This window comes from Streptosporangium sp. NPDC048886 (genome assembly GCF_055586905.1).
Window position 1 is genome coordinate 33,338 of sequence record NZ_JBVJHH010000015.1, and the last position, 23,920, is coordinate 57,257.

Annotated in this window: 23 protein-coding genes; 14 read left to right on the forward strand and 9 right to left on the reverse strand. The window is 72.3% G+C overall.

Going from position 1 to position 23,920, the window contains the following annotated elements; all coding sequences use genetic code 11:
* Positions 1-278 precede the first annotated feature (278 nt).
* Both ACZ6R6_RS20000 and ACZ6R6_RS20005 read right to left on the reverse strand, forming a co-directional pair.
* On the reverse strand, positions 279-1,382 hold the full coding sequence (locus ACZ6R6_RS20000; RefSeq protein WP_470095269.1) for a hypothetical protein: 1,104 nt from the start codon (positions 1,380-1,382) through the stop codon (positions 279-281).
* Between the two features lie 35 nt (positions 1,383-1,417).
* A complete protein-coding gene (locus ACZ6R6_RS20005) occupies positions 1,418-2,131 on the reverse strand; it encodes a CAP domain-containing protein (RefSeq protein WP_470095271.1) in 714 nt (237 codons plus the stop codon).
* Positions 2,132-2,538: 407 nt separating this feature from the next.
* Between ACZ6R6_RS20005 and rplM the strand changes: the two genes are divergently transcribed.
* The 5 genes from rplM to ACZ6R6_RS20030 all read left to right on the forward strand — a co-directional run bounded on the left by rplM (position 2,539) and on the right by ACZ6R6_RS20030 (position 7,849).
* Complete coding sequence (gene rplM, locus ACZ6R6_RS20010) at positions 2,539-2,982, forward strand: 50S ribosomal protein L13 (protein ID WP_012887869.1); 444 nt, start codon at positions 2,539-2,541, stop codon at positions 2,980-2,982.
* 69 nt (positions 2,983-3,051) lie between these two features.
* Positions 3,052-3,570: a 30S ribosomal protein S9 gene (gene rpsI, locus ACZ6R6_RS20015; protein WP_470095273.1), complete on the forward strand. Its 519-nt coding sequence runs from the start codon at positions 3,052-3,054 to the stop codon at positions 3,568-3,570.
* A 1-nt stretch (position 3,571) separates the two neighbouring features.
* Positions 3,572-4,927, forward strand: a complete 1,356-nt coding sequence (gene glmM, locus ACZ6R6_RS20020) for a phosphoglucosamine mutase (RefSeq protein WP_470095275.1) — start codon at positions 3,572-3,574, stop codon at positions 4,925-4,927.
* 870 nt (positions 4,928-5,797) lie between these two features.
* Positions 5,798-6,259: a hypothetical protein gene (locus ACZ6R6_RS20025; protein WP_470095277.1), complete on the forward strand. Its 462-nt coding sequence runs from the start codon at positions 5,798-5,800 to the stop codon at positions 6,257-6,259.
* 819 nt (positions 6,260-7,078) lie between these two features.
* Complete coding sequence (locus ACZ6R6_RS20030; protein ID WP_470095279.1) at positions 7,079-7,849, forward strand: DUF7927 domain-containing protein; 771 nt, start codon at positions 7,079-7,081, stop codon at positions 7,847-7,849.
* Positions 7,850-7,986: 137 nt separating this feature from the next.
* On the opposite strand, the gene ACZ6R6_RS20035 is transcribed toward ACZ6R6_RS20030, so the two are convergent.
* The 5 genes from ACZ6R6_RS20035 to ACZ6R6_RS20055 all read right to left on the reverse strand — a co-directional run bounded on the left by ACZ6R6_RS20035 (position 7,987) and on the right by ACZ6R6_RS20055 (position 12,436).
* Complete coding sequence (locus ACZ6R6_RS20035; RefSeq protein ID WP_470095281.1) at positions 7,987-8,703, reverse strand: ABC transporter permease; 717 nt, start codon at positions 8,701-8,703, stop codon at positions 7,987-7,989.
* A 2-nt stretch (positions 8,704-8,705) separates the two neighbouring features.
* The gene (locus ACZ6R6_RS20040) at positions 8,706-9,620 is read right to left on the reverse strand and encodes an ABC transporter ATP-binding protein (protein WP_470095283.1); all 915 of its coding nucleotides are present in this window, start codon (positions 9,618-9,620) and stop codon (positions 8,706-8,708) included.
* Positions 9,617-10,495 carry an ABC transporter permease gene (locus ACZ6R6_RS20045; protein ID WP_470095284.1) on the reverse strand — a complete coding sequence of 293 codons (879 nt, stop codon included), beginning with the start codon at positions 10,493-10,495 and terminating at the stop codon, positions 9,617-9,619. Before ACZ6R6_RS20045 ends, ACZ6R6_RS20040 begins: the two co-directional genes overlap by 4 nt.
* A complete protein-coding gene (locus tag ACZ6R6_RS20050; RefSeq protein WP_470095286.1) occupies positions 10,488-11,393 on the reverse strand; it encodes an ABC transporter ATP-binding protein in 906 nt (301 codons plus the stop codon). The genes ACZ6R6_RS20045 and ACZ6R6_RS20050 overlap by 8 nt, the downstream gene beginning before the upstream one ends.
* An 83-nt stretch (positions 11,394-11,476) precedes the next feature.
* Complete coding sequence (locus ACZ6R6_RS20055; RefSeq protein ID WP_470095288.1) at positions 11,477-12,436, reverse strand: DUF389 domain-containing protein; 960 nt, start codon at positions 12,434-12,436, stop codon at positions 11,477-11,479.
* A 119-nt stretch (positions 12,437-12,555) separates the two neighbouring features.
* On the opposite strand from ACZ6R6_RS20055, the gene ACZ6R6_RS20060 reads away from it, so the two are divergent.
* Positions 12,556-12,984: a protein-tyrosine phosphatase family protein gene (locus tag ACZ6R6_RS20060; RefSeq protein ID WP_470095290.1), complete on the forward strand. Its 429-nt coding sequence runs from the start codon at positions 12,556-12,558 to the stop codon at positions 12,982-12,984.
* Positions 12,985-13,035: 51 nt separating this feature from the next.
* Here the strand turns inward: ACZ6R6_RS20060 and coaA are convergent, their stop codons facing one another.
* Entirely contained in the window at positions 13,036-13,968 is a 933-nt protein-coding gene (coaA, locus tag ACZ6R6_RS20065) for a type I pantothenate kinase (RefSeq protein WP_451931580.1), read from the reverse strand.
* 140 nt (positions 13,969-14,108) lie between these two features.
* Between coaA and glmS the strand changes: the two genes are divergently transcribed.
* From glmS to ACZ6R6_RS20105, 8 genes are all read left to right on the forward strand, one after another.
* A complete protein-coding gene (gene glmS, locus ACZ6R6_RS20070; RefSeq protein ID WP_470095292.1) occupies positions 14,109-15,953 on the forward strand; it encodes a glutamine--fructose-6-phosphate transaminase (isomerizing) in 1,845 nt (614 codons plus the stop codon).
* A gap of 158 nt (positions 15,954-16,111) precedes the next feature.
* The gene (locus ACZ6R6_RS20075; protein ID WP_306859531.1) at positions 16,112-16,462 is read left to right on the forward strand and encodes a holo-ACP synthase; all 351 of its coding nucleotides are present in this window, start codon (positions 16,112-16,114) and stop codon (positions 16,460-16,462) included.
* Positions 16,463-16,656: 194 nt separating this feature from the next.
* Positions 16,657-18,249, forward strand: coding sequence for an NAD(P)H-hydrate dehydratase (locus tag ACZ6R6_RS20080; RefSeq protein WP_470095294.1), 1,593 nt, complete (start codon positions 16,657-16,659; stop codon positions 18,247-18,249).
* A 17-nt stretch (positions 18,250-18,266) separates the two neighbouring features.
* Entirely contained in the window at positions 18,267-19,394 is a 1,128-nt protein-coding gene (gene alr, locus ACZ6R6_RS20085; RefSeq protein ID WP_470095296.1) for an alanine racemase, read from the forward strand.
* A 20-nt stretch (positions 19,395-19,414) separates the two neighbouring features.
* A complete protein-coding gene (locus tag ACZ6R6_RS20090) occupies positions 19,415-20,506 on the forward strand; it encodes an alpha/beta fold hydrolase (RefSeq protein WP_470095298.1) in 1,092 nt (363 codons plus the stop codon).
* Between the two features lie 85 nt (positions 20,507-20,591).
* Positions 20,592-21,035, forward strand: a complete 444-nt coding sequence (gene tsaE, locus ACZ6R6_RS20095; protein WP_470095300.1) for a tRNA (adenosine(37)-N6)-threonylcarbamoyltransferase complex ATPase subunit type 1 TsaE — start codon at positions 20,592-20,594, stop codon at positions 21,033-21,035.
* 221 nt (positions 21,036-21,256) lie between these two features.
* Entirely contained in the window at positions 21,257-21,877 is a 621-nt protein-coding gene (locus ACZ6R6_RS20100) for a hypothetical protein (RefSeq protein ID WP_470095301.1), read from the forward strand.
* A gap of 6 nt (positions 21,878-21,883) precedes the next feature.
* Positions 21,884-22,450: a class F sortase gene (locus tag ACZ6R6_RS20105; protein WP_470095302.1), complete on the forward strand. Its 567-nt coding sequence runs from the start codon at positions 21,884-21,886 to the stop codon at positions 22,448-22,450.
* Between the two features lie 169 nt (positions 22,451-22,619).
* Here the strand turns inward: ACZ6R6_RS20105 and ACZ6R6_RS20110 are convergent, their stop codons facing one another.
* Positions 22,620-23,804, reverse strand: a complete 1,185-nt coding sequence (locus ACZ6R6_RS20110) for a Cmx/CmrA family chloramphenicol efflux MFS transporter (RefSeq protein ID WP_470095304.1) — start codon at positions 23,802-23,804, stop codon at positions 22,620-22,622.
* Between the last annotated feature and the right edge of the window lie 116 nt (positions 23,805-23,920).

The window sequence follows — 23,920 nt, forward strand, 5'->3', positions numbered from 1 at the left end:
GTCCCGGGGGCCGGCGCCGGCCACGCCGAGGGGTCGTAGGGCTGATCGTCACCTGTGAGATCGGTCTGGGGCACGTGCGGCGAAGGCTGGCCGAAACTCGGCGGAGGCGTCGCCGGTGCGGCCGAACCCTCGGCTACGCGTTCGTGCTCGGACCCGGATTCCTGGCCACGCATACGTCGAAGCGTAGCGATAGCCGGAGATCGTCATGCGGGTATGGGCGTTCCCGGCCGTATCGCCCGCCGGTTCTGCGGCGGAAATCGAGGGGGATGAGCCGCCGCTCAGGGCCGTCTTCCGGTCAGCGAACGGGACTCCAGGGCGGGTGAGACGGTGGCGTCGGCGGCCCCGAAGGCCGCCTGGTTGAGCTTCTTGACCTCGGTCTTCTTCGGCAGGTGGCCGTCCTTGTACTGGAACCAGACCATCACGGCGTAGTGCCCGTGGGTCCACCCGCCCGCGAACGCCTCTCCCGTGCCGAGAAATTTGGTGACTTTATCCTTGCCTGGAAGCGCCTTGAGGTATTCCTCCCGGGACTTGCCGGCTCCGACCGAGACCACCTTGGAGGCCGCCGCCGACGTCCTGAGGTTGGCGACCCCCACGGTGCCGATGATCTTTCCTGAGGCGTCGCGGAAGCTGGCGCGCAGGAGCTGGGTGCACTTGCCCGCGGTGAGGGCCTTCTGCAGCTTGGCGCCCACCACGGCGTCCTTGCACTTCTTGTCGATCCTGCTGATGGTCATCAGGTAGCGCCGGCCGCCGTGTGACACGTTCGCGCGCTTGAACACCTCCTTCAGCGTCAGCGGGTAGGGGTCGGTGGTGCGGGAGGCGGCGAACCCGAACTTGTCGCCCGGATTGTTGGGGACCGGCGCGTTGGAGATCCGGGACGGCGGGCTCGCCGTACTGGGCTGCGGGGCCGAGTCGGAGTTGGCGAGCATGGCCAGGCCGACGCCTCCGGCGACCAGCACGCCGAGCGCGCCGACCGCGATGAAGATCGGCCGCCGGGAGCGCGGGCCCTCGTCGTAGGGGCTCCACATCGCCTGCCGGGGCTCCTGCGGCGGCTCCTGCGGTCCGGGCCGGGCGGGCCTGGCCGGCGTCGCGGGGCCGGGGCCGTCCGGGCCGCGGCTGTGGGATCCGGCCTCCGGGCCGTCCGGGCTGCGGCCGTGGGGCCCGGCGTCGAAACCGTCCGGGCCGCGGCCGTGGGGAGCGTCCGGGCCGCGGCCGTACGGCGCGGCGTCGAAACCGTCCGGATCGCGGCCGTACGGCGCGGCGCCGGGGCCGCCGGGACTGTGGCCGTGCGGTGCGGGCTCGAACCAGCGCTCACCCTGTGCGGGCGGCGACGCGTCAGGCTGGACGTACGGCTGGCGGCGCGGCGGCTCCCCGGGAAAACCCATGCGCCGAGACTAGCCCGGGATCGGAGCCGATTGGCTCAGGAGTAGCCGAAGTCCTGTGTCCACCAGGGACCGCCCGGGCCCTCCATCGTCCCGACGCCGGTGGCGGTCAGCTTGCAGTTGAGGATGTTGCCCCGGTGGCTGCTGGTGGCCATCCAGCTCCGCACCGTCTCGGCGGCCGAGGCGTAGCCGCGGCCGATGTTCTCCGCGCCCCCGTCGCGGTAGCCGGCGGCCTCCATCCGCTCCCAGGGCGAGGCGCCGTCGGGGGAGTTGTGGGAGAAGGTGCCGCTCTTGGCCATCTCCTCCGAGTGGCTCCTGGCCGAGGCGACCAGCCGCCTGTCGACGCGGAGCGGAGCGCAGCCGTGCCGCCGGCGCTCGGCGTTGGTGAGGCGGATGATCGCCTTCTCCATCGGGGTCAGGGGAGTGGAGACGGCGGAGGTGTCCGGTCCTCCCTCGCCGTTGAGGATGTAGTGGGAGTCGCCGTCGGCGTATTCGTCGAGCGGGTCGCGGGCGGCCCGGGTGGTGCGTGGCGTGGGCTGCCGCGTCGTCACCACGGGGGTGGCGGAGGGGCGGGCGACCCGGGCGAGCGGGGCGCGGCGGCCGGGCCGTCCGGCGGTCGCGGCGGTGGGCGTCGGCTCCGTCGGCCCGGCGTTGTTCAGGTAGATCTGGCTGGGGGTCTCCTCGCCGCGGCTCCCCCGGCCGATGAGGAAGCCCAGCAGCAGCACCGTCATGAGGCACGCGAACAGTCCCATGCGGCGCAGGCTGGTCCGCTGGGCATGCCGGGGGTGAGGGGGCTGCCACATACCGCTGTCAAAGATAGAGATGTTTGCTTTGAGGAAGAAGAGAATGTCGAGAAAGTGTCGGAACCGTTCTGTGCGGGCCGAGTGCGCCGGTTCTCGACCAGTCCCCCGTCACCGGTAGACTGCCCAGGGACACCGGCTAAGAGTCGCGTCTTTTTGACCCATGCTCGTCCGCGCCGGTATCCTGCTAGTTCGTTGTGTGCGAATTGGTCTCCCTCAGCAGACCGATACGCGGCGCGTCCGGCGTCATCTCCCTTCAGGGAGACGGGAGGTCCGGGCTGTCGTGTGCCCGCACCTACCGACCACGTTGCTGTCAGTTCCGACAGCGCCGAAGACGCGAGCAAAGAAGGCATACGACCGTGCGCACGTACACACCCAAGCCTGCCGAAGTCGAGCGTCAGTGGCACATCATCGACGCCACCGACATCGTGCTTGGCCGGCTGGCCAGCCACGTCGCGATCCTGCTTCGCGGTAAGCACAAGCCGACCTTCGCCAACCACGTCGACACCGGTGACTTCGTCATCATCATCAACGCCGACAAGGTTGCGCTGACCGGCAACAAGCTCGAGCAGAAGAAGGCCTACCGTCACTCGGGCTACCCCGGTGGTCTGCGTTCGGTGACCTATGGCGAGCTCATGGAGAAGCGCCCCGACCGCGCCGTCGAGAAGGCCGTCAAGGGCATGCTCCCCAAGAACGCCCTCGGCCGGAAGATGATCAAGAAGCTCAAGGTCTACGCCGGCTCTGAGCACCCGCACCAGGCCCAGCAGCCGGTGCCCTTCGAGCTCACCCAGATCGCCCAGTAGTCGCTAGCTGCTTATCGCCAGCAGCGTTGGCCGACGGCCGACGCCGAGTAGGAAAGTAAGAGGAGAACCGTGGCTGAGTCCACCGGTGTCGAGACGCCCATCGAGGGCGAGCAGGAGTACTCCCCGGAGGAGTTCCCCTCCGAGTACACCTCCGAGTCCACTGTCAGCGGCGAGGCCGCCGTCCGCAAGCCCATCACCACGGGCAACTCCTACGGCACGGGTCGCCGTAAGGAGTCCGTCGCCCGCGTCCGCATCGTGCCGGGCACCGGCAAGTGGACGATCAACGGCCGCCCGCTGGACGGCTACTTCCCGAACAAGGTCCACCAGCAGATCGTCAACGAGCCCTTCGTGGTGCTCGGCGCCGAGGACCAGTTCGACGTCATCGCCCGCATCAGCGGCGGCGGCGTGACCGGCCAGGCCGGTGCCCTGCGCATGGGCCTCGCCCGCGCGCTGGCCATCCTGGACGTCGAGGTCAACCGTCCTCCGCTGAAGAAGGCCGGCTTCCTGACCCGTGACGCCCGCGCCACCGAGCGCAAGAAGTACGGTCTCAAGAAGGCCCGCAAGGCTCCGCAGTACAGCAAGCGTTAAGTTGGGGCGCCTTTTCGGCACCGACGGGGTACGTGGGGTCGCGGGGAGCGACCTCACGGCCGAGCTCGCCATGGACCTGTCCGTGGCCGCGGCTCATGTCCTCGGCGATGCCGGGGCGTTCAATGCCAGCGCCGGGCGGCACAGCCGCCCCGTCGCCGTCGTGGGCCGGGACCCGCGGGCTTCAGGAGAATTCCTGGAGGCCGCTGTGGTCGCCGGCCTTGCGTCGTCTGGCGTGGATGTTCTCCGGCTCGGCGTGCTGCCCACCCCGGCGGTCGCATACCTCACCACGGCTCTCGGAGCCGACATGGGCGTGATGATCTCCGCCTCCCACAACCCCGCCCCGGACAACGGGATCAAGTTCCTCACCCGCGGCGGCTACAAGCTGCCCGACGCGGTGGAGAACGAGATCGAGCAGCGGCTCGGCGAGAAGTGGGAGCGCCCTGTCGGAGCTTCGGTCGGCCGCGTGCGCGACGCGCACGGCGAAGCCGACCGTTACGTGTCCCACGTGCTGTCCACGCTCTCCGGTGACCTGGCCGGCCTGAACGTGGTCCTCGACTGCGCCCACGGCGCCGCCCACATGGTGGCCCCCGAGGCGCTGCGCAGGGCCGGCGCGACGGTGGAGACCATCGGGGCGCGCCCCGACGGCCTCAACATCAACGCCGGGGTGGGCTCCACCCATCTGGACAAGCTCCAGCAGGTCGTCGTCTCCCGCAACGCGGACGTCGGGATCGCCTACGACGGCGACGCCGACCGCTGCCTGGCGGTCTCGCACACCGGCGAGGTGGTCGACGGCGACCAGATCATGGCCGTGCTCGCCCTGGCGATGCATGCCCGGGGGGAGCTGGCGGGAGACACCGTGGTCGCCACGGTCATGTCCAACCTGGGCTTCAAGCTCGCGATGAAGAACGCGGGCATCGACGTGGTCGAGACCGCCGTGGGCGACCGTTACGTGCTGGAGGCCATGAAGGCCGGCAGCCACAACCTCGGCGGGGAGCAGTCCGGTCACGTCCTCATGCTCGACCACGCCACCACCGGAGACGGTCTGCTGACCTCGCTCCAACTGCTGGCGGTCATGGCGCGTGAGGGCCGGTCGCTGGCGGAGCTGGCGTCGGTGATGACCCGGCTGCCGCAGGTCCTGATCAACGTCAAGGACGTGGACCGGGCGAAGGCCTCGGTCCCGGAGCTGTCGGCCGCGGTCGCGGCGGCGGAGTCGGAGCTGGGGGAGACCGGCCGGGTGCTGATCCGCCCGAGCGGCACCGAGCCGATGATCCGCGTCATGGTCGAGGCCGCCTCGGCCGAGCAGGCCGAGCTGATGGCGGGCCGGCTGGCGGACGTCGTCCGTACGGCCTGCGTCTGAACGCGCCCGTGACCCTCGCCCGGCGCGCGCCGGGCGAGGGCCGGGCGGCTGGAGTTCATCGATCGGTCAAGGTGTGGGACGGCCGGGCCGGACGGCGGCCGCGGGCGCCCCGCCGTACCCGGGCACTCGCGGCCGCGCCCCCGTGGCGGGCAGCCGTGGAACGGCGCCGTTCGGGTGGGTTGAGTGTGCAATGTCCCGCTGCCGCCGTGGCGGCGCCGCCGTCACCGCTACATGAGCAGCGGCTGCCGACGTGTCCCCATCCTGCGCCACGCCGACATTTCTCCTTCGTTGACACGCAAAGTGGCTGATCGGAAACTCTGAGTGATCACGGTGGAGATCCTTCCGAGGACGCCACCGGCGGACAGAGACGAGGCTCCCTTCCATGGACGCCGCTGGCGAACGGATGAGGGACGAATGCTGGCATCCTGCACAGTTCGGCGGGCGCTTTCCAGACGGCACGTGCCCGTAGGCGCGCCCGTGGTCACGGCGGCCGGTCCGACGGGCTGATCCCCGCCCGCTCCCCGGCGCCCGTCGAGGGCGCTCCCCGCCTCCGCCGACTCCCGCCGAGCACGCGGCCCTCTCCGAGACGGGCCGGACTGGGCCGTCGTCACATCCGGCCGGTCCGGCACCGGCCGGACGGCCCGGGGTCCGCAGGCCACCGCGGTGCCCTGTTCACCAGGGCCCCCGCGGGCGGAGAGCCGTCACCATCATGATCAATCAAGGGATTGGCGTTCCTTCGTCCATCGCTGTCCCCGTCCCCGGCCCGGCCGAGGTAACGGACTTGCGGGCGCCCGGAACGGTCATGGGCGCGCCCATGGCCGTTCCCGCCCGCCCGAGCCGGGCGGCGCCGCCCGGCTCACAGGGGCGGCGATGAACGGGGCCGGCCGCGCGGGTACGCGGACGCGCCGGTACGGCCGGTACGGCCGGTACGGCAGGTACGGCAGGTACAGAAAGTCGATCGCCCGGATCCTCGTCCTGGCCATGACCGGCTCGGCGCTGACCGGCACGTCCACCACGCTGGCGCCGGCGGCCGCGTCGGCGGCCGGCACGGTCCTGTTCAACCAGCCCTTCCACAACAACACGGCCGGCGGGACCGGCAGCGTGGTGCTGCCCGCGCTGCCGAGCGGCACGGGCACGACCAACTTCGCGTGCCTGACCGCCTCCGGCAACAGCAGCACCGGCGTCCTGCGCAGCTGCTGCACCACCAGCACCGACAGCGCGGGCTCCGGGAAGCTGCGCCTGACGAACGCGACCACCAGCAAGGCGGGCGGGGTCTTCAGCGCCGCCAGCGTGCCCACCTCGCAGGGGCTCGACGTGGCGTTCAACACCTAACCAGTACGGCGGCGGCGGGGCCGACGGCATCACCTTCGTGCTGGCGGCCGTCGACCCGGCCGACCCGCAGTCCCCGGCCAACATCGGCCAGCTGGGCGGAGCGCTGGGCTACTCCGCCACCAGCAGCCTGTCCGGCCTGGCCTACGGCTACCTCGACGTCTACGGGAACTTCAGCAACAGCACCTACCAGGGGAGCGGCTGCACGAACCCCGCCTACATCGGGACGGGCAGCGTCCGGGTGCCCGGCCAGGTCCTGGTCCGCGGGCCGGGCAACGGCACCGTCGGATACTGCGCGATCAACAGCACGGCCACCTCGACGAGCTCCAGCGCCCTCGCCCTGCGGGCGAACAGCCGTACGGCGGTCCCGGTCCAGGTGGGCCTCAACCCCACCGGCTCGGTCCTCACCACCGCTGCCGGCATGTCGGTGCCGGCCAACAGCTACCGCGTGGTGGTCACCCTGGTGGGCGGCGCGACCAGGACGCTGACCGGCACGCTGCCCTCGGTCACCTCCGGCCTCTACCCGGCGAGCTGGCTGAACTCCAGCGGCATCCCCCGGCAGCTCGCGTTCGGCTGGGTGGCCTCCACCGGGGGCGTGACCGACTTCCACGAGATCGACGAGGCCACGGTCTCCACGATCAGCGCCGTCCCCGAGCTGTCGGTCGCGCAGACCAGCTACAGCGCCACGACGCTGCAGGCCGGCGACCCCGTGACCTACTCCGTCGTCGCGGGCGTCGCCGCGGGCCTCGCCGAGACCTCACCGGTCTCGATCACCCAGACCCTGCCGTCCGGCACGGTGCCCGTGGGCGCGTACGGGACGGGATGGGTCTGCGCCGTGCCGTCCGGGGGACCGTCGTCGCGGGCGGCACCGTCCGCTACACGGTCACCGCCGCCAACACCGGCGAGACCGACCAGCCCGGGGCCACGATCACCGATCTGCTCGCGGAGGTGCTGGACGATGCGGCCTACAACGGCGACGCGACCGCCACCACCGGCACCGTCGTCCACGCCGAGCCGGTGCTGACCTGGACGGGCGCGCTGCCCGTGGACGCCAGCGCGGTCGTCACCTTCAGCGTGACCGTCGCCGACCCGGCCACCGGGGACGCCGAGCTCGGCAACCGGGTCACCTCGGCCTCCACCGGCAGCACCTGCCCGGCCGGCGGCACCGACCCGCGCTGCTCCGTCGTGCTCCCCGTGACGGCCACCAGCATCACCATCGCCGGCCTGAGCGACGGATTCACGCTGACCGGCCTGCCGGACACGACCGTGCGGGGCGAGGACGTGGTGACGATGACGATGGTCACCAACAGCGTCGACGGCTACACCGTCACGGCGCGGGCGACGGCCGCCGAGCTCGTCCCGGTACGGCCCGGCGAGAGCGCCCGCATCCCGATCGCCAACCTGCGCGTGCGAGAGCACGGCGCCTCGCTCTTCCGGCCCCTGTCCACCACCGACCCGGTGCTCGTGTACGGGCAGTCGCTCCCGTCGGCGCCGGGCGGGGACGGCATCAGCAACGACTACGAGGTCGACATCCCCTTCGTGCCGTCCGGCCGCTACACGGCGACGATCGACTACGTCGCGACGGCCAGATGACCCGCCGCCGGCGTCCCACCGCGCCCACCGCGCCCCCGGATCCCGAGCCCCGTCGTCACGCCCGGGGGCCGGCCCCGCCGAGCACGGTCCGCCCGGCCGTGCGCGTGCGCCCCCCGCGGCGGAGGGCGCACGCGCGGTCATTCGTCGCCGGTGAGGGAGAAGCTCCGCAGGCGCTGGCCGGCCCAGACGACGGCGCCGACGGTGACGGCCAGCAGCGCGGGTACGGCGAAGCCGAGCGTGATCTCGGTGGTGAGGAACGGTGAGGACGACAGCTGGTCGGCGACCGACTGGGCCCACTGCTGGATGGAGAACCTGCGGGCCCCGGGGACGAAGTTGCCCACCACGCCCTCCCAGACCAGCGCGTAGGCGATGCCGATCGTCACCGCGTGGCGGGTGAGCACGCCCAGCAGCATGAACACCGCGGCGTAGGCGATGCCGCCGACGAGGGCGCCGAGGGCGAAGCCGTAGGCGATCCCGGATTCGAGGCCGACCAGCAGGTAGGCCGCGACGAACGTCGGCACGGCGGCGAACAGCGCGAGGATCGAGGCGGCGACGAGGAACTTGGTCTGCGCGATGACCGGGCGGGAGATCGGCTTGGCCAGCAGGTGGATGATCGTGCCGTCGTCGATCTCGGGCGCGATCACGCCGGTCCCCGCGATCAAACCCAGCAGCGGCAGCATGGTGCCGACGGCGAAGGTCCGCATGAGCGTGACCGTGGCGTTCTCGCCCCCGCTGCCGATCAGCCGCAGGAGCAGGGCCAGCCCGATCAGCACCAGCGGCAGCATGACCAGCAGCCAGACCCGCCGGCGGCCGAGCAGCGCCCGGTAGGAGATTCCGGCGATGACACCGTTCATGGTCAGCTGCTCCTGTTGATCAGGTAGGAGAAGACGCTCTCCAGGTCTTCGTCGGCCGGGGAGATCTGCCAGACCCGCACGCCGCTGTCCCGGGCGATCCGGGGCAGCAGCCAGGTGAACCGGCGGAAGTCGACGGCCTGCACCTCCAGGCCGGCCCCGGTGAGCGAGACCGACCCCGAGGAGGCGTCGGCGATCAGGGCCGAGGCCAGGCGGCGGTCGTCGCTGGAGCGGACCCGGAACACGTGGGGCCGGTCGGTCATCCTGCGGCGGATCTCACGGAAGTCGCCGGAGGCGGCGTGCCGGCCGGCGACCAGGACCTCGATGTGCTGGGCGACCCGCTCCACCTCCTCCAGGATGTGCGAGCTGAACAGGATGGTCTTGCCCGCGGTGCCCATGGCGCCGATCAGGTCCATCAGGTGCATCCGCTGGCGCGGGTCCATGCCGTTGAACGGCTCGTCGAGCAGGAGCACCTCCGGGTCGTGCACGAGCGCGGCGGCGACCTTGACGCGCTGGCGCATGCCCTTGGAGTAGGTCTCGACCCTGCGGTCCTTGGCCGGCTCCATCTCGACCATGGCCAGCGCCTTGCGCGCGGCGTCGTCGGGGTTGGGCAGGCGGTGGAGCCTGGCGCTGGACAGCACGTACTGCCAGCCGGTGAGGAAGCCGTAGACGGCCTCCCGCTCGGGGACCAGGCCGATCGAGCGGTAGACCTCGTGGTTGCGCCAGATCTTCGCGCCGTCCAGGGTCACGGTGCCGCCGGAGGGGGCCAGGAAGCCGGCCATCATGTGCAGCAGGGTGGACTTGCCCGCGCCGTTGGGGCCGAGCAGGCCGGTGACGCCCGGGCCGATGGTCATGGTGACGTCGTTGACGGCGACCACGTTGCCGTACCAGCGTGAGACCTGGGCCAGTTCGATTCTCATCGCGCGGCCGCCTTCCGGTAGCGCAGGATCAGGGCGGTCACCGACAGCGCGATCAGCCCGAGCAGTATCAGGATCGACGCCGCCACGCCCGCCCCCGCCGGGTAGGTGGTGGGCGCCGCGGGGGCCGCGCCGAAGATCCCCACCTGCACCGCGGCGTCAACGAGGAAGAACGGGTTGATCATCCAGGCCCACGCGGCGACGGTGTAGTTGTTCACCGACTCCATCGTCGCGGCGACGACGGTGGAGACGGCCGAGGTGAGCAGGTAGAAGGCGATGACCGAGGCCACGCCCAGGCCGCGTCTGGGGGTGAAGGAGGCGATGGCCACGCCGAGGCAGGCCAGCAGCACGGCGTAGGCGACGGCCCCGGCCATGCCGGTCAGATAGGCGGTGGTGTGCGTCGGCCCGGGCAGGTCGATGACCACCTCGCCGACGAACAGCACGGTGAGCGGGACCGCCAGCAGCAGGAACATCGCCACGGCCATCGCCGCCAGCTTCGCCCCGACGTAGTCGACCAGCGTCACCGGGCGCGACAGGTAGAGCGGCAGCACCCGGAAGCGCAGGTCGGGCGCGACCGCGTAGGGAGACTGCGAGGCGAGGAAGATCGCCAGTACGGCCTGCATGGTGACCGCGTAGGCGGTGTAGCCGATCACCTCCTGCTTGATCAGCGCCATGGTGGCGATGGAGACGACCGCGGGGAGCATCATGACGCCCGCGAGCAGGAACGGGATGATCTTCGAGCGGGCGGTGCGGCCCAGTCCGAACACCCCGCGCAGGCTGTGCACGGCCAGCGACACGGCGGCGTGGGCGCGGCCGAGCCGCACCCCCTCGTAGTGGCGGTATCCGATGTCGTGGATGACACCCGTCGGTTCAGACATTGACCGGCTCCCTGAAGACGTCCTCGATGCGCTGGCGGCCCTGCTCCATGCGGACGAGGCAGAGGTCGAGATCACAGACGGCGTCGCGGAGGGTGTCGAAGGTCTCCGGTGCCCGGATGCCGACCAGGAGCATCCGGCCGTGGACGGTGACGGTCTCGCCCAGCTCGGCCAGGCGCGCCGCCAGGGCCTGCTGACCCTCCTCGACCTCCACGGCCACGGTCTGGGTGGTCTGGGTGAACTCGGCGATGGACGACGAGCGCAGCAGCCTGCCGCCGTCGATGACGATGACGTGGTCGCAGACCCGCTCCAGCTCGCCCAGCAGGTGGGAGGTGACCAGCACGCTGATGCCGAACTCGGTGCCGATCCTGCGGATCAGTGCGAGCATCTCGTCGCGGCCCTGCGGGTCGAGGCCGTTGGTGGGCTCGTCCAGCAGGACCAGGCGTGGATCGTGCACCAGGGCCTGGGCCAGCTTGACCCGCTGCTTCATGCCGGTCGAGTAACCGCCCATCGCGCGGTAGCGCTCCTCGTAGAGCCCCACGTGGCGCAGCACGTCGGCGGCGCGCTCCCGGGCCGCGGTGCGTGGCAGGCCCGACATCTGGGCCATGTGCACGGTGAACTCGGTGGCGGACAGGTCCGGCGGCAGGCAGTCGTGCTCGGGCATGTAACCCACGGCCCGGCGGATCTCGGCGCCGTGGGTCGTGACGTCCATGCCGAGCACCTGGGCGCCTCCGGCGGAGGGTTCGAGCAGGCCCAGCAGGATCTTTATCAGCGTGGACTTGCCCGCGCCGTTGGCGCCGACCAGGCCGGTCACGCCGGAATCGACGGTGACGGTGAGCCGGTCCAGTGCCGTCACCCGGGGGAAGCGTCTGGTCAGTCCCTCGGTGGCGAGGATAGTCATGGTCGGACACTACCTACCGGATGGCGCGGATTCCTCCGCCCCGCGAAGGAGCCGCCCCTCATCCGCAAGGGCGGGCCGGGCTCCTACCCGGGCCCGGGGCCGCCCGGCCGCCGGAGCGGGAGCCGTACGCCGAACCTCGACCAGTAGGCCCGCTGGGCGATCAGCGTCACCGTGCCGGAGATGACCATGCCCGCGATGTTCACCCCGAGCTGGGCGACCGACCACGCCATGTCGTCCCAGCGGGACAGCGCCGCGGCGACCGCGAAGTATCCGGCGGCGGGGACCGTGGTCACCGAGATGAAGACGCCGACCAGGGCCGAGGACTTGCCCGCGGTGACCGACAGCACCCCGGCCGCCCCGGCGAGCAGCGCCACGATGAAGGACCACCTGTCGGGTTTGACGATGAACTCGATCTCCTTGTGGCCGGTCAGGCTGGACGGCTCGATCCAGCCCAGCCCGCGCGAGACCAGCGCGCAGGCGAAGGTGACCGCGACGGCGGCCGTGAAGCCGACGGCCAGCGTGCGGAGGGCGGTGCCGATCAGCCGCCGGTCGCCCCGGAGCAGACCGAAGCAGACGGCCGCGATCGCCCCGAACTCCGGCCCCAGCACCATCGCGCCGACGATGAGGACCGGCGAGTCGACGATCACGCCTATCGCCGCGATCTGGGTGGCGATCGCCAGGAACGCCAGGAAGGCCCAGGTGAGCCGGGAGTCGTCGCTGACCCGCCGGGCGAACTCCGCCCAGATCACGGCGTCGTCCCCCTCGCCCGGCGCCTCCCGCTCGGCGCGGTCGGCCGCCTTCGAGAGCGACAGGTCGACCTGCTCGGCCGCGATGGAGCCCTCCGCCCACAGGCCGAGCCGCTGGAGCCGCTCGATCACCTCGTTGGCGGCCTCCCGCGCGACGTCGAACTGGACCAGGTCGCCTTCGGGGGAGCGGGCCGCGCCGGGGAGCAGGACCAGGTTGGCCACCCCCACGGCGCCGTCGAGCAGCTCCAGGACGTCGTCCGTCAGCTCCGCCGGACTGATCACGCGTAGATGCAGCACGGAGCCAACCCTAGGTCGTGATCCACCGCTCACCGGAGCCAGGGGGACCGGCCCGCGGCCCCCGGGGATCGGCGGAAAACCGCCTGACCGGTGACGGACGGGGCGGTTACGCTCGCACCATGATCGATACATGGGAGCCGGCGGCGCCGGGTGTGCTACGGCTGCCCTCGGGCCGGCTCGTCCGCGGCCGGGGACTGAGGCGGCCGCTGCCGCCGGGTCCGGAGCCCGCCTTCGCGCTCTACCTGCTGGGCCGCCGGCCACCGCCCGTCGCCTGGGAGAGCCGCTGGCTGCGCTGGCCCGACTTCTGGCTGCCGTCCGACCGCGCGGCGACCGCCGACGCGCTGCGCGAGGCACTGGCGCGGGCCGGGGCCGAACGCGTCGAGATCGCCTGCGCCGGCGGGCAGGGGCGCACCGGCACGGCCCTGGCCTGCCTCACCGTACTCGACGGGGTCCCCGGCGGCGAGGCGGTCGCCTACGTCCGCGAGCACTACGCTCCACACGCCGTCGAGACACCCTGGCAGCGCCGCTTCGTCGCCCGCTTCCGGTAGGCCGCCGCCCCGAGGCACCCCGCGGGGCCCGGCCCGGGGCGTGCGCCGGGGTCAGACGCGGCGCAGCCGTACCCGCCGGATCGAGTGGTCGGCGCCCTTGTGCAGCACCAGGCCGGCCCTGCCCCGGGTGGGGGCGATGTTCTCCACGAGGTTGCGCTCGTTGATGTCGCGCCACACGTTCCTGGCGAACTCGGTCGCCTCGGCGTCCGACAGCTCGGCGAGGTGCCTGAAGTAGGACTTGGGGTCCTCGAAGGCCGTGCGGCGGAGCTTGTGGAAGCGGTCGACGTACCAGTCGCGGATGTGCTCGACCTTGGCGTCGACGTAGATGGAGAAGTCGAAGTAGTCGTTGACCGCGAGCGCGGTGGGCGGGGCGGGCTGCAGGACGTTGAGGCCCTCGACGATGAGGATGTCGGGCCGGCGCACGGTCTGGGTCGCCCCGGGCACGATGTCGTACTCCAGGTGGCTGTAGACGGGGGCGCTCACCTCGGGCAGGCCGGCTTTGACGTCGGCGACGAACCTGACCAGGGCCCGCCGGTCGTAGCTGTCCGGAAAGCCCTTCCTGTGCATGATGTCCTTCTCGGCGAGGACCTTGTTCGGGTGGAGGAAGCTGTCGGTGGTGATCCGGTCCACCCGGGGGTGCTCGGGCCAGCGGGCCAGCAGGGTGTGCAGCAGCCGGGCGGTGGTCGACTTGCCGACCGCGACGCTGCCGGCGACCCCCAGGATGTACGGTGCCGGCCGCTGGCTGGCCCCGAGGAAGGTGTTGAGCGCCGCGCTGCGCTGCCTGGCCCCGGTGAAGTGCAGGTTGAGCAGCCGGGTGAGCGGCAGGTAGATGTCGGTGACCTCGGCCAGGTCGATCGGGTCGTCGACGCCGCGCAGCTCCTCAAGCTCGTCCTCGGTGAGTGTCAGGGGCGTGTTCTTGCGGAGCTCGCTCCACTGCGCCCGGCTCAGTTCGACGTACGGCGTCGCGTCCCACCCGTTGGCCATAGCCCCGAAGCCTACTGATCGGTCGGAAGTGCTCCGGGGCGGGTACGGCGTTGCCCGATCCCGGGCAGGATTCTTGGGTTCTCCAGGGGGTTCTCCATAGGCTCAGCGGTCGATCTTTCCCATGACGAAGGGGGTTGACCATGTGTGGAATCGTGGGATACGTCGGCAGGCGGCAGGCCGTCGAGGTCGCGATCGAGGGGCTCGGACGTCTGGAGTACCGCGGGTACGACTCGTCCGGGGTCGCCCTCGTCGGGGCCGACGGGGCGCTGACCGTGGAGAAGCGGGCCGGCAAGCTGGTCAACCTGCGGGCCAGACTGGCCTCGCGGCCGGCGCCGCCGGCGACGGCGGGGATCGGGCACACCCGGTGGGCCACCCACGGCGCGCCGACCGACCGCAACGCCCACCCGCACACCGACTGCGAGGGACGGATCGCGGTCATCCACAACGGCATCATCGAGAACTTCGCCGAGCTCAGGGCCGAGCTGGAGAGCGACGGGCACAAGCTCCTCTCCGAGACCGACACCGAGGTGGTGGCGCACCTGCTGGAGCGCTCGTCCGGGGACGGCCTGGCCGAGGCGATGCGCCGGGTGTGCCGGCGGCTGGAGGGGGCGTTCACGCTGCTGGCGATCTCGGTGGACGAGCCGGAGGTGGTGGTGGGGGCGCGGCGGAACTCGCCGCTGGTGGTCGGGCGCGGTGAGGGGGAGAACTTCCTCGGTTCGGACGTGGCGGCGTTCATCGCCTACACGCGGGAGGCGGTCGAGCTCGGCCAGGACCAGGTCGTGGAGCTGCGCCCGTCGGGGATCACGGTCACCGACTTCCACGGCGACCCGGCCCGGACGCGGGACTACCACGTGGACTGGGACGCCTCGGCGGCGGAGAAGGGCGGCCACGACTACTTCATGCTCAAGGAGATCGCCGAGCAGCCGAGGGCGGTCGCCGACACGCTGCTCGGCCGGATCGGGCCCGACGGGCGGCTGGCACTGGACGAGATGCGGCTGTCGGACCAGGAGCTGCGGGACATCAGCAAGATCATCGTGGTCGCGTGCGGGACCTCGTACCACGCCGGGCTCATCGCGAAATACGCCATCGAGCACTGGGCCGGGGTGCCGTGCGAGGTCGAGCTGGCCAGTGAGTTCCGCTACCGCGACCCGATTCTCAACCGCGACACGCTGATCATCGTGATCACCCAGTCCGGCGAGACGATGGACACGCTGATGGCCGTACGGCACGCCCGCGAGCAGCGGTCCCGGGTGCTGGCCATCTGCAACGTCAACGGCTCCACGATCCCGCGCGAGTCCGACGCCGTCCTCTACACCCACGCGGGCCCGGAGATCGCCGTCGCCTCCACCAAGGCGTTCCTGACCCAGCTCGTGGCCTGCTACCTCGTGGCGCTCTACCTGGCCCAGACCCGGGGCACCAAGTTCGGCGACGAGATCTCCCAGATCATCGACCACCTGTCCCGGATGCCGCTCAAGGTGGAGGAGGTGCTCGGGACCGTGGAGCCGGTCCGCGCGCTGGCCCGCTCGCTGGCGACCGAGCGTTGCGTGCTCTTCCTCGGCCGTCACGTGGGCTTCCCCGTCGCGCTGGAGGGGGCGCTGAAGCTCAAGGAGCTGGCCTACATGCACGCCGAGGGCTTCGCGGCGGGGGAGCTCAAGCACGGCCCGATCGCGCTGATCGACGAGGGGCTGCCGGTCGTGGTCGTCGTCCCGTCGCCGTCGGGCCAGCGGGTGATCCACGACAAGATCGTGTCCAACATCCAGGAGATCAGGGCCAGGGGCGCCAAGACCATCGTCATCGCGGAGGAGGGGGACAGCGCGGTCGAGCCCTACGCCGACACGCTGATCCGCATCCCCGTCGTGCCGACGCTGCTGCAGCCCCTGGTGGCCACGGTGCCGCTGCAGGTCTTCGCCTGCGAGCTGGCCGCGGCCAAGGGGCACGACGTCGACCAGCCCCGCAACCTGGCCAAGTCCGTCACGGTGGAGTAGGAGCCCTCCGCCCGGACGGGTGATCCACAGCCTGTGGACAACGTCTCTGGATTACCCGTCCGGGAAAGTGGGAAAAGACCGGGATCGCCGTGCGGACCGGCCCTCCCGGACGGCCGCCGGGGAGGGCCGCGGCGCGCGGGCTCCGCTAGCCTGGAGCCGTGATCGTGGGCATCGGCGTGGACGTCGTGGACGTGGCCCGGTTCGAGGCGACGCTGGAGCGGACCCCCGCGCTGCGGACGCGGCTGTTCACCGACGTCGAGCGGGTGCTGGCCGTGCAGTCCCTGGCCGCCCGGTTCGCGGCCAAGGAGGCGGTGGCCAAGGCGCTCGGCGCGCCTCCGGGCCTGGCCCACCTGGACGCCGAGGTGCGGACCGGCGAGCACGGCCGGCCGGAGCTGCACGTGAGCGGCCGGGTCGCCGAGGTCGCGGCCGCGCTCGGCGTGACGCGCTGGCACGTGTCGCTGACGCACGACGGAGGCGTGGCCGTCGCCTACGTGATCGCCGAGGGCTGACCCGTCCAGGCGCGCGGGAGGATCCGGCCCGTCCCGGACGCGCGGGCGACCGTCCCACCCTGTCCCCGGCCCCGCCCGTCCCGGACGCGCGGGCGACCGTCCCACCCTGTCCCCGGCCCCGCCCGTCCCGGACGCGCGGGGATCGGCCCTGCCGGAGCACGCGCCGGTGATCGGCGGGGGATAGCGTCAGAACCATGCTGAGCGCGTACACCACCGATCAGATCAGGGCGGCCGAGACGGCGCTGATGGCCAGACTGCCCGAGGGCACGCTGATGGAGCGGGCGGCCACCGGCCTCGCGGTGACCTGCGCCAGGATGCTCGGCCGGGTGTACGGCTCCCGCGTCGTGCTACTGATCGGCAGCGGTGACAACGGGGGCGACGCCCTCTACGCCGGGGCGCGCCTCGCGTCCCGGGGGGCCAGGGTGGAGGCGATCCTCGCCGGGACGCGGGTCCACCGAGCCGGGCTGGCGGCCCTGCGGCGGGCCGGGGGCCGGGTGACCGACCTCCGCGCCCCCGTGGCGTCCGGGGGCGGCGTGGCGGATCTCCACGGCGCCCCGGCCGGAGGCGAGGGGGAGGACTGTCCGGACGGCCGGGCGCAGGCGCCGGGGGCCGCGTCCGGGGGCGGGGCGGGCACCGCGGTGGCCCGCGGGCTCATCCAGGCCGCTGACCTGGTCGTGGACGGGCTGGTCGGGATCGGCGGGTCGGGCCCCCTGCGCGAGCCCTACGCCACCCTCGCGGAGCTGGCCGGCGAGGCGCCCGGCGCGGTGGTCGCGGTGGACGTGCCGAGCGGCGTGGACGCCGGCAGCGGGCAGGTCGACGGGGCCGCGGTCCGGGCGGACGTCACCGTGACGTTCGGCGCCCGCAAGGTCGGCCTCCTCGTCGACCCGGGCGCGGTGAACGCGGGCCGGGTGGAGTCCGTCGACATCGGGCTCGGGCCATGCCTGCCCGATCCCGAGGCGACCGCGCTGACCGACGCCGACGTGGCGCTGATGCTGCCCAGGCCGGACGCGGAATCCGACAAATACCGCAGGGGCGTCGTCGGCATCGCCGCCGGGAGCCACCGCTACACCGGCGCCGCGGTGCTGGCCGTCGGCGGGGCGGTCCGGGCGGGGGCGGGCCTGGTCCGCTACGCGGGGGTCGCCGAGCCGGTGGCCCAGGTGCGGGCCCGCTGGCCGGAGGCCGTGATCACGCCCTTGCGGCCGGGCGAGGGGATCGACGAGGTGGGCCGGGTGCAGGCGTGGGTGCTCGGCCCCGGGCTCGGCACCGGGCCCGAGGCGCTCGCCGTCGCCCGGTCGGTGCTGGCGAGCGACGTCCCGGTCCTCGTGGACGCCGACGGCCTGACACTGGTCGCCCAGGACAGGTCGCTGCTCCGCCGCGCCGCGCCGGTGCTGATCACCCCGCACGCGGGCGAGCTGTCCCGGCTGCTGGAGGTGCCGCGGGCGCGGATCGAGGCCCGGCGGCTGGAACACGTACGGCGGGCCGCGTCGGAGCTGGGCGTGACCGTGCTGCTGAAGGGCTCGACCACGCTGGTCGCCCAGGAGGGGCTGCCGGTCAGGATCAATCTCACCGGCAGTCCCTGGCTGGCCACCGGCGGCACCGGCGACGTGCTGGCCGGGCTCGCGGGCATGCTGCTGGCCGGGGGACTCAGTGCCTACGACGCGGCCTCCTGCGCCGCCCACCTGCACGGAACGGCGGGGCACAACGGCCCGCTCTCAGCCTGGGATGTGGTCGAATCCTTACCCATAGTCATCAAATCGCTCACCGGTCGGCTCCAGGGGGACGGCTGACCTGCCAGACTGAAAAGATGAGTTTCCCGATGAACCCGGCCGAGGCACGGGTGGACCTCTCGGCGATCCGGGACAACATCGCCCTGCTCAGAGAGCACGCTCCCGGCGCCGAGACGATGGTTGTGGTCAAGGCCGACGCTTACGGGCACGGGCTGGTCGCCTGCAGCCGGGCCGTCCTGGAGGGCGGGGCCACCCGGCTCGGCACCGCCTACATCCGTGAGGCGCTGGAGCTGCGGGCCGCGGGGATCACCGCGCCGATCCTGTCATGGATCATCCCGCCCGGCGAGCCGCTGGACCAGGCGGTCGCCCAGGAGGTGGAGCTGTCGGCCGCCACCCCGGCGCTGGTGGACGAGATCGCCCGGGCCGCCCACCGCGCGGGCCGGGCCGCCCGGGTGCACCTGAAGGCCGACACCGGCCTCACCCGCGGCGGCGCGGCGTTCGACGAATGGCCCGCGCTGGTGGACCGTGCCATGGCCCGGCAGGCCGAGGGGACGGTCGAGGTCGCCGGGCTCTGGTCGCACTTCGCCTGCGCCGACATCCCGGGCCACCCGTCCGTCGACGCCCAGCTCGCCGTCTTCGACGAGGCCCTGGTCATCGCGGAGAAGGCGGGCGCCGGAGGCTCCCACGTGCTCCGGCACATCGCCAACTCGGCGGCGGCGATGACGCTGCCGCAGGCGCGCTACGACATGATCCGGCCGGGCATCGCGGTCTTCGGCCTGAGCCCCGTGCCCGAGCTCGGAGACTTCGGCCTCCGTCCCGCGATGACCCTGGTGGCGCGGACCGCGCTGGCCAAGCGGGTCCCGGCGGGTTCGGGGGTGTCCTACGGGCACCTCTACGTGACAGATCGCGAGACCACGCTTGGCCTGATCCCCCTCGGGTATGCGGACGGCGTCCTGCGGCACGCCACCAACCGGGCGGAGGTGCTGGCGGGCGGCCGGCGGCGGCGGATCGCCGGGCAGGTCTGCATGGACCAGTTCGTGATCGACATGGGGGACGACCCGCTGAAGGAGGGGGATGAGGTGATCCTGTTCGGCGACGGTTCGCAGGGCGAGCCGACCGCGCAGGAGTGGGCGGATTCCCTTGGCACGATCACGCATGAGATCGTGACCAGGATCGGTTCGCGGGTCCCACGCGTTCACCGGTGAGAGGCATCCCAGGGGGTCGCATGAGCACTACCACACGGCGCAGGGTCGGAATCGCGGGCGCGATCGTCGGTGTGGCATCAGCGGGGGTGGCCGCCGCGGCCCTCGCCAAGCGATACGCCGTCGGCCGCATCAGGCTCCGGCCCGACCTGGAGGCGAACGAGCCGCTGGGCGAGCTGCGTGGCCGGCCGGCCACGGTCGTCACCTCCGACGGCGTGTCCCTCTACGCCGAGGTGGACGGACCCGAGGACGCCCCGCTGACCGTGGTGCTGTGCCACGGCTACACCCTCAACCTCGACTCCTGGCACTACCAGCGGCGCGACCTGCGCGACTCCTACCGGCTGGTCCTGTGGGACCAGCGCTCCCACGGACGCTCGCCGCGCACCACGGCCGAAGACTCCACCATCGACCGGCTCGGCGGCGACCTGGCCGAGGTGATCGACGCGCTGGTGCCCGGGCCGTGCGTGCTGGTGGGGCACTCCATGGGAGGCATGACGGTCATGGCGCTGGCCGACCGGCACCCCGAGCTGTTCGGCGACCGGATCAAGGGCGTCGCGCTGATCTCCACCTCCTCGGGCAAGCTGGCCGAGCTCTCGCTGGGCCTGCCCGCGCTGCTGGCCAAGGCGGTGCACAAGATCACTCCGGGCACGGTGTCGGTGCTGGGCCGCAACGGCACGCTGGTCGACCGGGGCCGCGAGGCGGGCAACGACGTGGCCTTCCTGGCCCTGCGCCATCTGGGCTTCGGCGACTCCAAGAACGTCAGCCCCACGGTGGTGGACTTCGCCGAGTCGATGATCCGCTCCACCCCGTTCGAGGTGATCGCCGACTTCTACCCGGCGCTGATGTCGCACGACAAGCTGAACGCGCTGCGAGTGCTGGACGGCCTGCCCACCTCCATCATGGTCGGCGACAAGGACTGGCTGACGCCGGTGGACCACAGCAGGGCGATGGCGGAGGCGCTGCCCCGCGCCCAGTTCACCGAGGTCCCCGACAGCTCGCACCTGGTGCAGCTGGAGCGGCCCACCGTCGTCAACGACGCGCTGCGCGACCTGCTCAAGCGGGCGGCGGCCGACGGCGCCGCCGGTGGCGCCGTCGCCGGCGGCGCCGAGCGGTGAGGCCGGGCCCCGGGGCGTGAGCGTGCCCGCCGGAGCCGCCCCGGGGGCTCCGGCGGGCGTGACCATCGACAGGAGTGATCAAGCAGTGAGAATCGTGGCGACCGCCGAAGAGATGCGCGAACTGGGCGCGGAGCTGGCCGGGCTGTTCCGCCCGGGAGATTTGGCGGTGCTGTCCGGGCCGCTCGGCGCGGGCAAGACGACCCTGGTCCAGGGGATCGCCGACGGGCTCAAGGTGCGCGGGCCGATCACCTCCCCGACCTTCGTCATCGCCCGGGTGCACCCCTCGCTGGCGGGCGGCCCCGCGCTGGTGCACGCCGACGCCTACCGGCTCGGCGGCGACCTGGAGGTCGACGACCTCGACCTGGACGCCTCGCTGGAGGATTCGGTGACGGTCGTGGAGTGGGGTGAGGGCCTGGTCGAGGGGCTCACCGAGGACCGTCTGGAGATCTCCATCGAACGGGGCGAATCCGGGGAGGAACGGACAGTACGGCTCCGCGGGATCGGCGCCCGATGGGAGGGCGTCGTCTGATTCACCCCCGTAACCGCGGGAATCCTGGCACTCTGGCACTACATCCCACTTGATGTAGATCAACAACGTCGAAGATCGACTCTGACGCTTTCGCCCATGTTTAATGGGGAAGTGGTGGGAAGTTGTGCCGGGTGAGGGTCGTCGGCCGGACTGCGGAGTGGAGTGCGACGGTGCCAAGGGTCAGACGTATCGCGGTTCTAGGGGCCATCACCCTTTTCGGGATGGCCGGGATGGTCGGATGCACGGCCCAGGCGAACTCGGGCGCTCCCGCGGGGACCGCCTCGCCCACCGCCCCGGGGTCGGGGATCAGCAGGCAGGACATCGAGGTCCAGCTCCAGCCGGCCCGCGTCAAGGCCGGACAGAAGGTGTGGGTGCTGGCCAACTGCCCGATCCCCCAGGGAGGGCCCGAGCACCGCGGCACCGCCTCGTCCAAGATCTTCCGCACACCCGTCACGCTCGATCCGATCCTCACCACGCCCACCCCGGTGCCCTCGGCCAGCGCCACCCCCGTGGCCAAGCCGTGGGTCCGCGGCCAGGCCACCGTCGCCACCGGTAGCGCGGCCGGGGTCTACGACGTCAACGCCCGGTGCGAGGGGACCAACGACACCGGCAAGGCCAGCCTCAGGATCGTGACCGACGTCAAGCCGACCCCGAAGGACACCCCCACCTCCAAGCCGACCCGGACCGTCATCAGCACCCACGCGCCGGGCACGGGCGGCGGCGGCACCGCGGCCGGCGGCCCCCAGGACGGGGGCATGCCGTCCGGTGTGACCTGGGCCCTGGTGGCGGCGGTCCTCGCCGGCGGCATCGGCTTCGTGGCCGTGCGCCGACGCCGTCCGTGACACCCGATGGCCGAATCCCCCCGCTGGTCACGGATCATCGTGGCCGGGCTCGTCACCGGTGCCGTCATGGTCGCCTTCCACCGGGGCGGCGGCGGTGACACGCCGCCCGTCCGGCCCTCGGTCGTGCCCAGCCGCATCGACATCCCGTCGCTGGGCATCAAGGCACCCCTGATGAAGCTCGGCGTGACCGACGGCCAGATCGAGCTCCCGCCGTACGAGAAGCCGGACACGGCGGGCTGGGTCAAGGACAGCGCGGTCCCCGGCGACCAGGGCTCCGCGGTGATCCTCGGGCACGTGGACACCAAGACCGACCCCGCGGTCTTCTACCGGCTCAAGGACATCCGGGAGGGGCAGGTCGTGAAGGTCGCGCGCAGTGACGGCAGGGTCGCCCAGTATCGCGTGGACTCCGTCGAGCGGGTGAGCAAGGAGCGCTTCCCGGCGGACAAGGTCTATCTGGAGGACGGGCTCCGGCTGATCACCTGCGGCGGCGACTTCGACTGGGACAAGCACGAATACCGCGACAACGTGATCGTCTACGCCACCCTGGTCAAGCCGGCCCGCGAGAACGCCTGACCGCAGGACCGGGCCGGCGGCAGCCAGGGCCGGGACGGCGGCGGCGACATGTGGGACTGACGGGGGAAACATGTGGGCTGACGGGGGAAGGCGTACAGGGAGGCGGAGGAAGGCGTACAGGGAGGCGTGAGCCCCAGGACGGACCGCCCCGGGGCTCACGCCTGTCCGGCTACCGAGCCGTCGCCGGCGCCTTCCCGCGCTGGTCCGCCGCCCTGCGCCAGACCCCCCGGGCCAGGCCGGCCGTGACGAGTGCGAGAGCCACCAGCAGCGCGCTGACCCACAGCGGCGAGCGGTAGCCGAGCCCCGCGCCGATGGCGGTCCCACCGAGCCAGGGACCGATCGCGGCGCCCACGTTGAACGCGGCCGTGGCGGACCCGCCGGCCAGGGTCGGCGCCTCGGCCGCCGCGTAGAGCGCCTGCGAGATCAACGTCGACCCGACGGCGAAGGAGAGTGTCCCCTGGACGAAGACGAGCACGATCGTCACCACCGGGTCCCCGGCGGTCACCGCTGCCACGCTCCAGCCGATGAGCAGGGCCACCCCGCCGGCCACCAGGAGCGGGACGGGCCGCACGTCGGCGTAGCGGCCGCCGACGGTGACACCGAGGAACGACCCCAGGCCGAACAGCGCCAGTACGGCGGGCACCCACGCGGGTCCGATCCCGGTGACGCTGGTGACCAGCGGCGCGAGGTAGGTGAACGTGCAGAACGTCGCGCCGTTCACGAGGGCCCCCAGCAGCAGGGTCACCAGGAGCCGCGGACTGCGCAGCGAGCGCAGCTCTCCGCGCGCGCTCGTGGGGGCGGTCCCGGAGTCGCCGGCCGGCACCGACCGCAGGATCGCGACGAGGGCCGGCACCGACACGAGGGCCACCGCCCAGAACGCCGAGCGCCACCCCCACAGCTGACCGAGCAGCGCGCCGGCGGGGACGCCCACGACACAGGCGACGGTGACGCCGCCGAGCAGGACGGAGGCGGCCCGGCCCTTGGCGTCCGGCGCGACCATGCCGGTCGCGGTCGCCAGGGCCACCGCCAGGAATCCGGCGTTGGCCAGCGCCCCGACGGACCGCGTGGCCAGCAGCACCCCGTAGCTGGTGGTGACCGCGCCGAGGACATGGACGAGCAGGAAGACGACCAGGAAGGTCAGGAGCGAGCGGCGCCGTGACCAGCGCAGGCTCACCATCGCCATCAGCGGCGCGCCGATGACCATCCCCACCGCGAACGCCGAGGTCAGCAGCCCCGCGGTGGGGATGGACACGTGCATGTCCCGGGCGATGTCCGGCACGAGGCCGGACAGCATGAACTCGGAGGTCCCCTGAGCGAAGACCGCGAGTCCGAGCAGGTAAAGAACGAACGGCATGACAACAACTCCGCAACCACATCGCGGATCGGTAAGGAAGCGGCAGGCCGCAGCGGCCCCCGGATCGGCGTCGCGGATGACGACCGTCCGGCCGGAGGGCGCGGCCTGCGCGCGGA

Bases quoted from the DNA above. Each gene is read 5' to 3' on its own strand.
- ACZ6R6_RS20000 (WP_470095269.1), bottom strand. From the start codon at position 1,382: ATGGGTTTTCCCGGGGAGCCGCCGCGCCGCCAGCCGTACGTCCAGCCT.
- ACZ6R6_RS20005 (WP_470095271.1), bottom strand. From the start codon at position 2,131: ATGGGACTGTTCGCGTGCCTCATGACGGTGCTGCTGCTGGGCTTCCTC.
- ACZ6R6_RS20025 (WP_470095277.1), top strand. From the start codon at position 5,798: ATGAACGGGGCCGGCCGCGCGGGTACGCGGACGCGCCGGTACGGCCGG.
- ACZ6R6_RS20030 (WP_470095279.1), top strand. From the start codon at position 7,079: ATGGGTCTGCGCCGTGCCGTCCGGGGGACCGTCGTCGCGGGCGGCACC.
- ACZ6R6_RS20035 (WP_470095281.1), bottom strand. From the start codon at position 8,703: ATGAACGGTGTCATCGCCGGAATCTCCTACCGGGCGCTGCTCGGCCGC.
- ACZ6R6_RS20040 (WP_470095283.1), bottom strand. From the start codon at position 9,620: ATGAGAATCGAACTGGCCCAGGTCTCACGCTGGTACGGCAACGTGGTC.
- ACZ6R6_RS20045 (WP_470095284.1), bottom strand. From the start codon at position 10,495: ATGTCTGAACCGACGGGTGTCATCCACGACATCGGATACCGCCACTAC.
- ACZ6R6_RS20050 (WP_470095286.1), bottom strand. From the start codon at position 11,393: ATGACTATCCTCGCCACCGAGGGACTGACCAGACGCTTCCCCCGGGTG.
- ACZ6R6_RS20060 (WP_470095290.1), top strand. From the start codon at position 12,556: ATGATCGATACATGGGAGCCGGCGGCGCCGGGTGTGCTACGGCTGCCC.
- coaA (WP_451931580.1), bottom strand. From the start codon at position 13,968: ATGGCCAACGGGTGGGACGCGACGCCGTACGTCGAACTGAGCCGGGCG.
- glmS (WP_470095292.1), top strand. From the start codon at position 14,109: ATGTGTGGAATCGTGGGATACGTCGGCAGGCGGCAGGCCGTCGAGGTC.
- ACZ6R6_RS20080 (WP_470095294.1), top strand. From the start codon at position 16,657: ATGCTGAGCGCGTACACCACCGATCAGATCAGGGCGGCCGAGACGGCG.
- alr (WP_470095296.1), top strand. From the start codon at position 18,267: ATGAGTTTCCCGATGAACCCGGCCGAGGCACGGGTGGACCTCTCGGCG.
- ACZ6R6_RS20090 (WP_470095298.1), top strand. From the start codon at position 19,415: ATGAGCACTACCACACGGCGCAGGGTCGGAATCGCGGGCGCGATCGTC.
- ACZ6R6_RS20100 (WP_470095301.1), top strand. From the start codon at position 21,257: ATGGCCGGGATGGTCGGATGCACGGCCCAGGCGAACTCGGGCGCTCCC.
- ACZ6R6_RS20105 (WP_470095302.1), top strand. From the start codon at position 21,884: ATGGCCGAATCCCCCCGCTGGTCACGGATCATCGTGGCCGGGCTCGTC.
- ACZ6R6_RS20110 (WP_470095304.1), bottom strand. From the start codon at position 23,804: ATGCCGTTCGTTCTTTACCTGCTCGGACTCGCGGTCTTCGCTCAGGGG.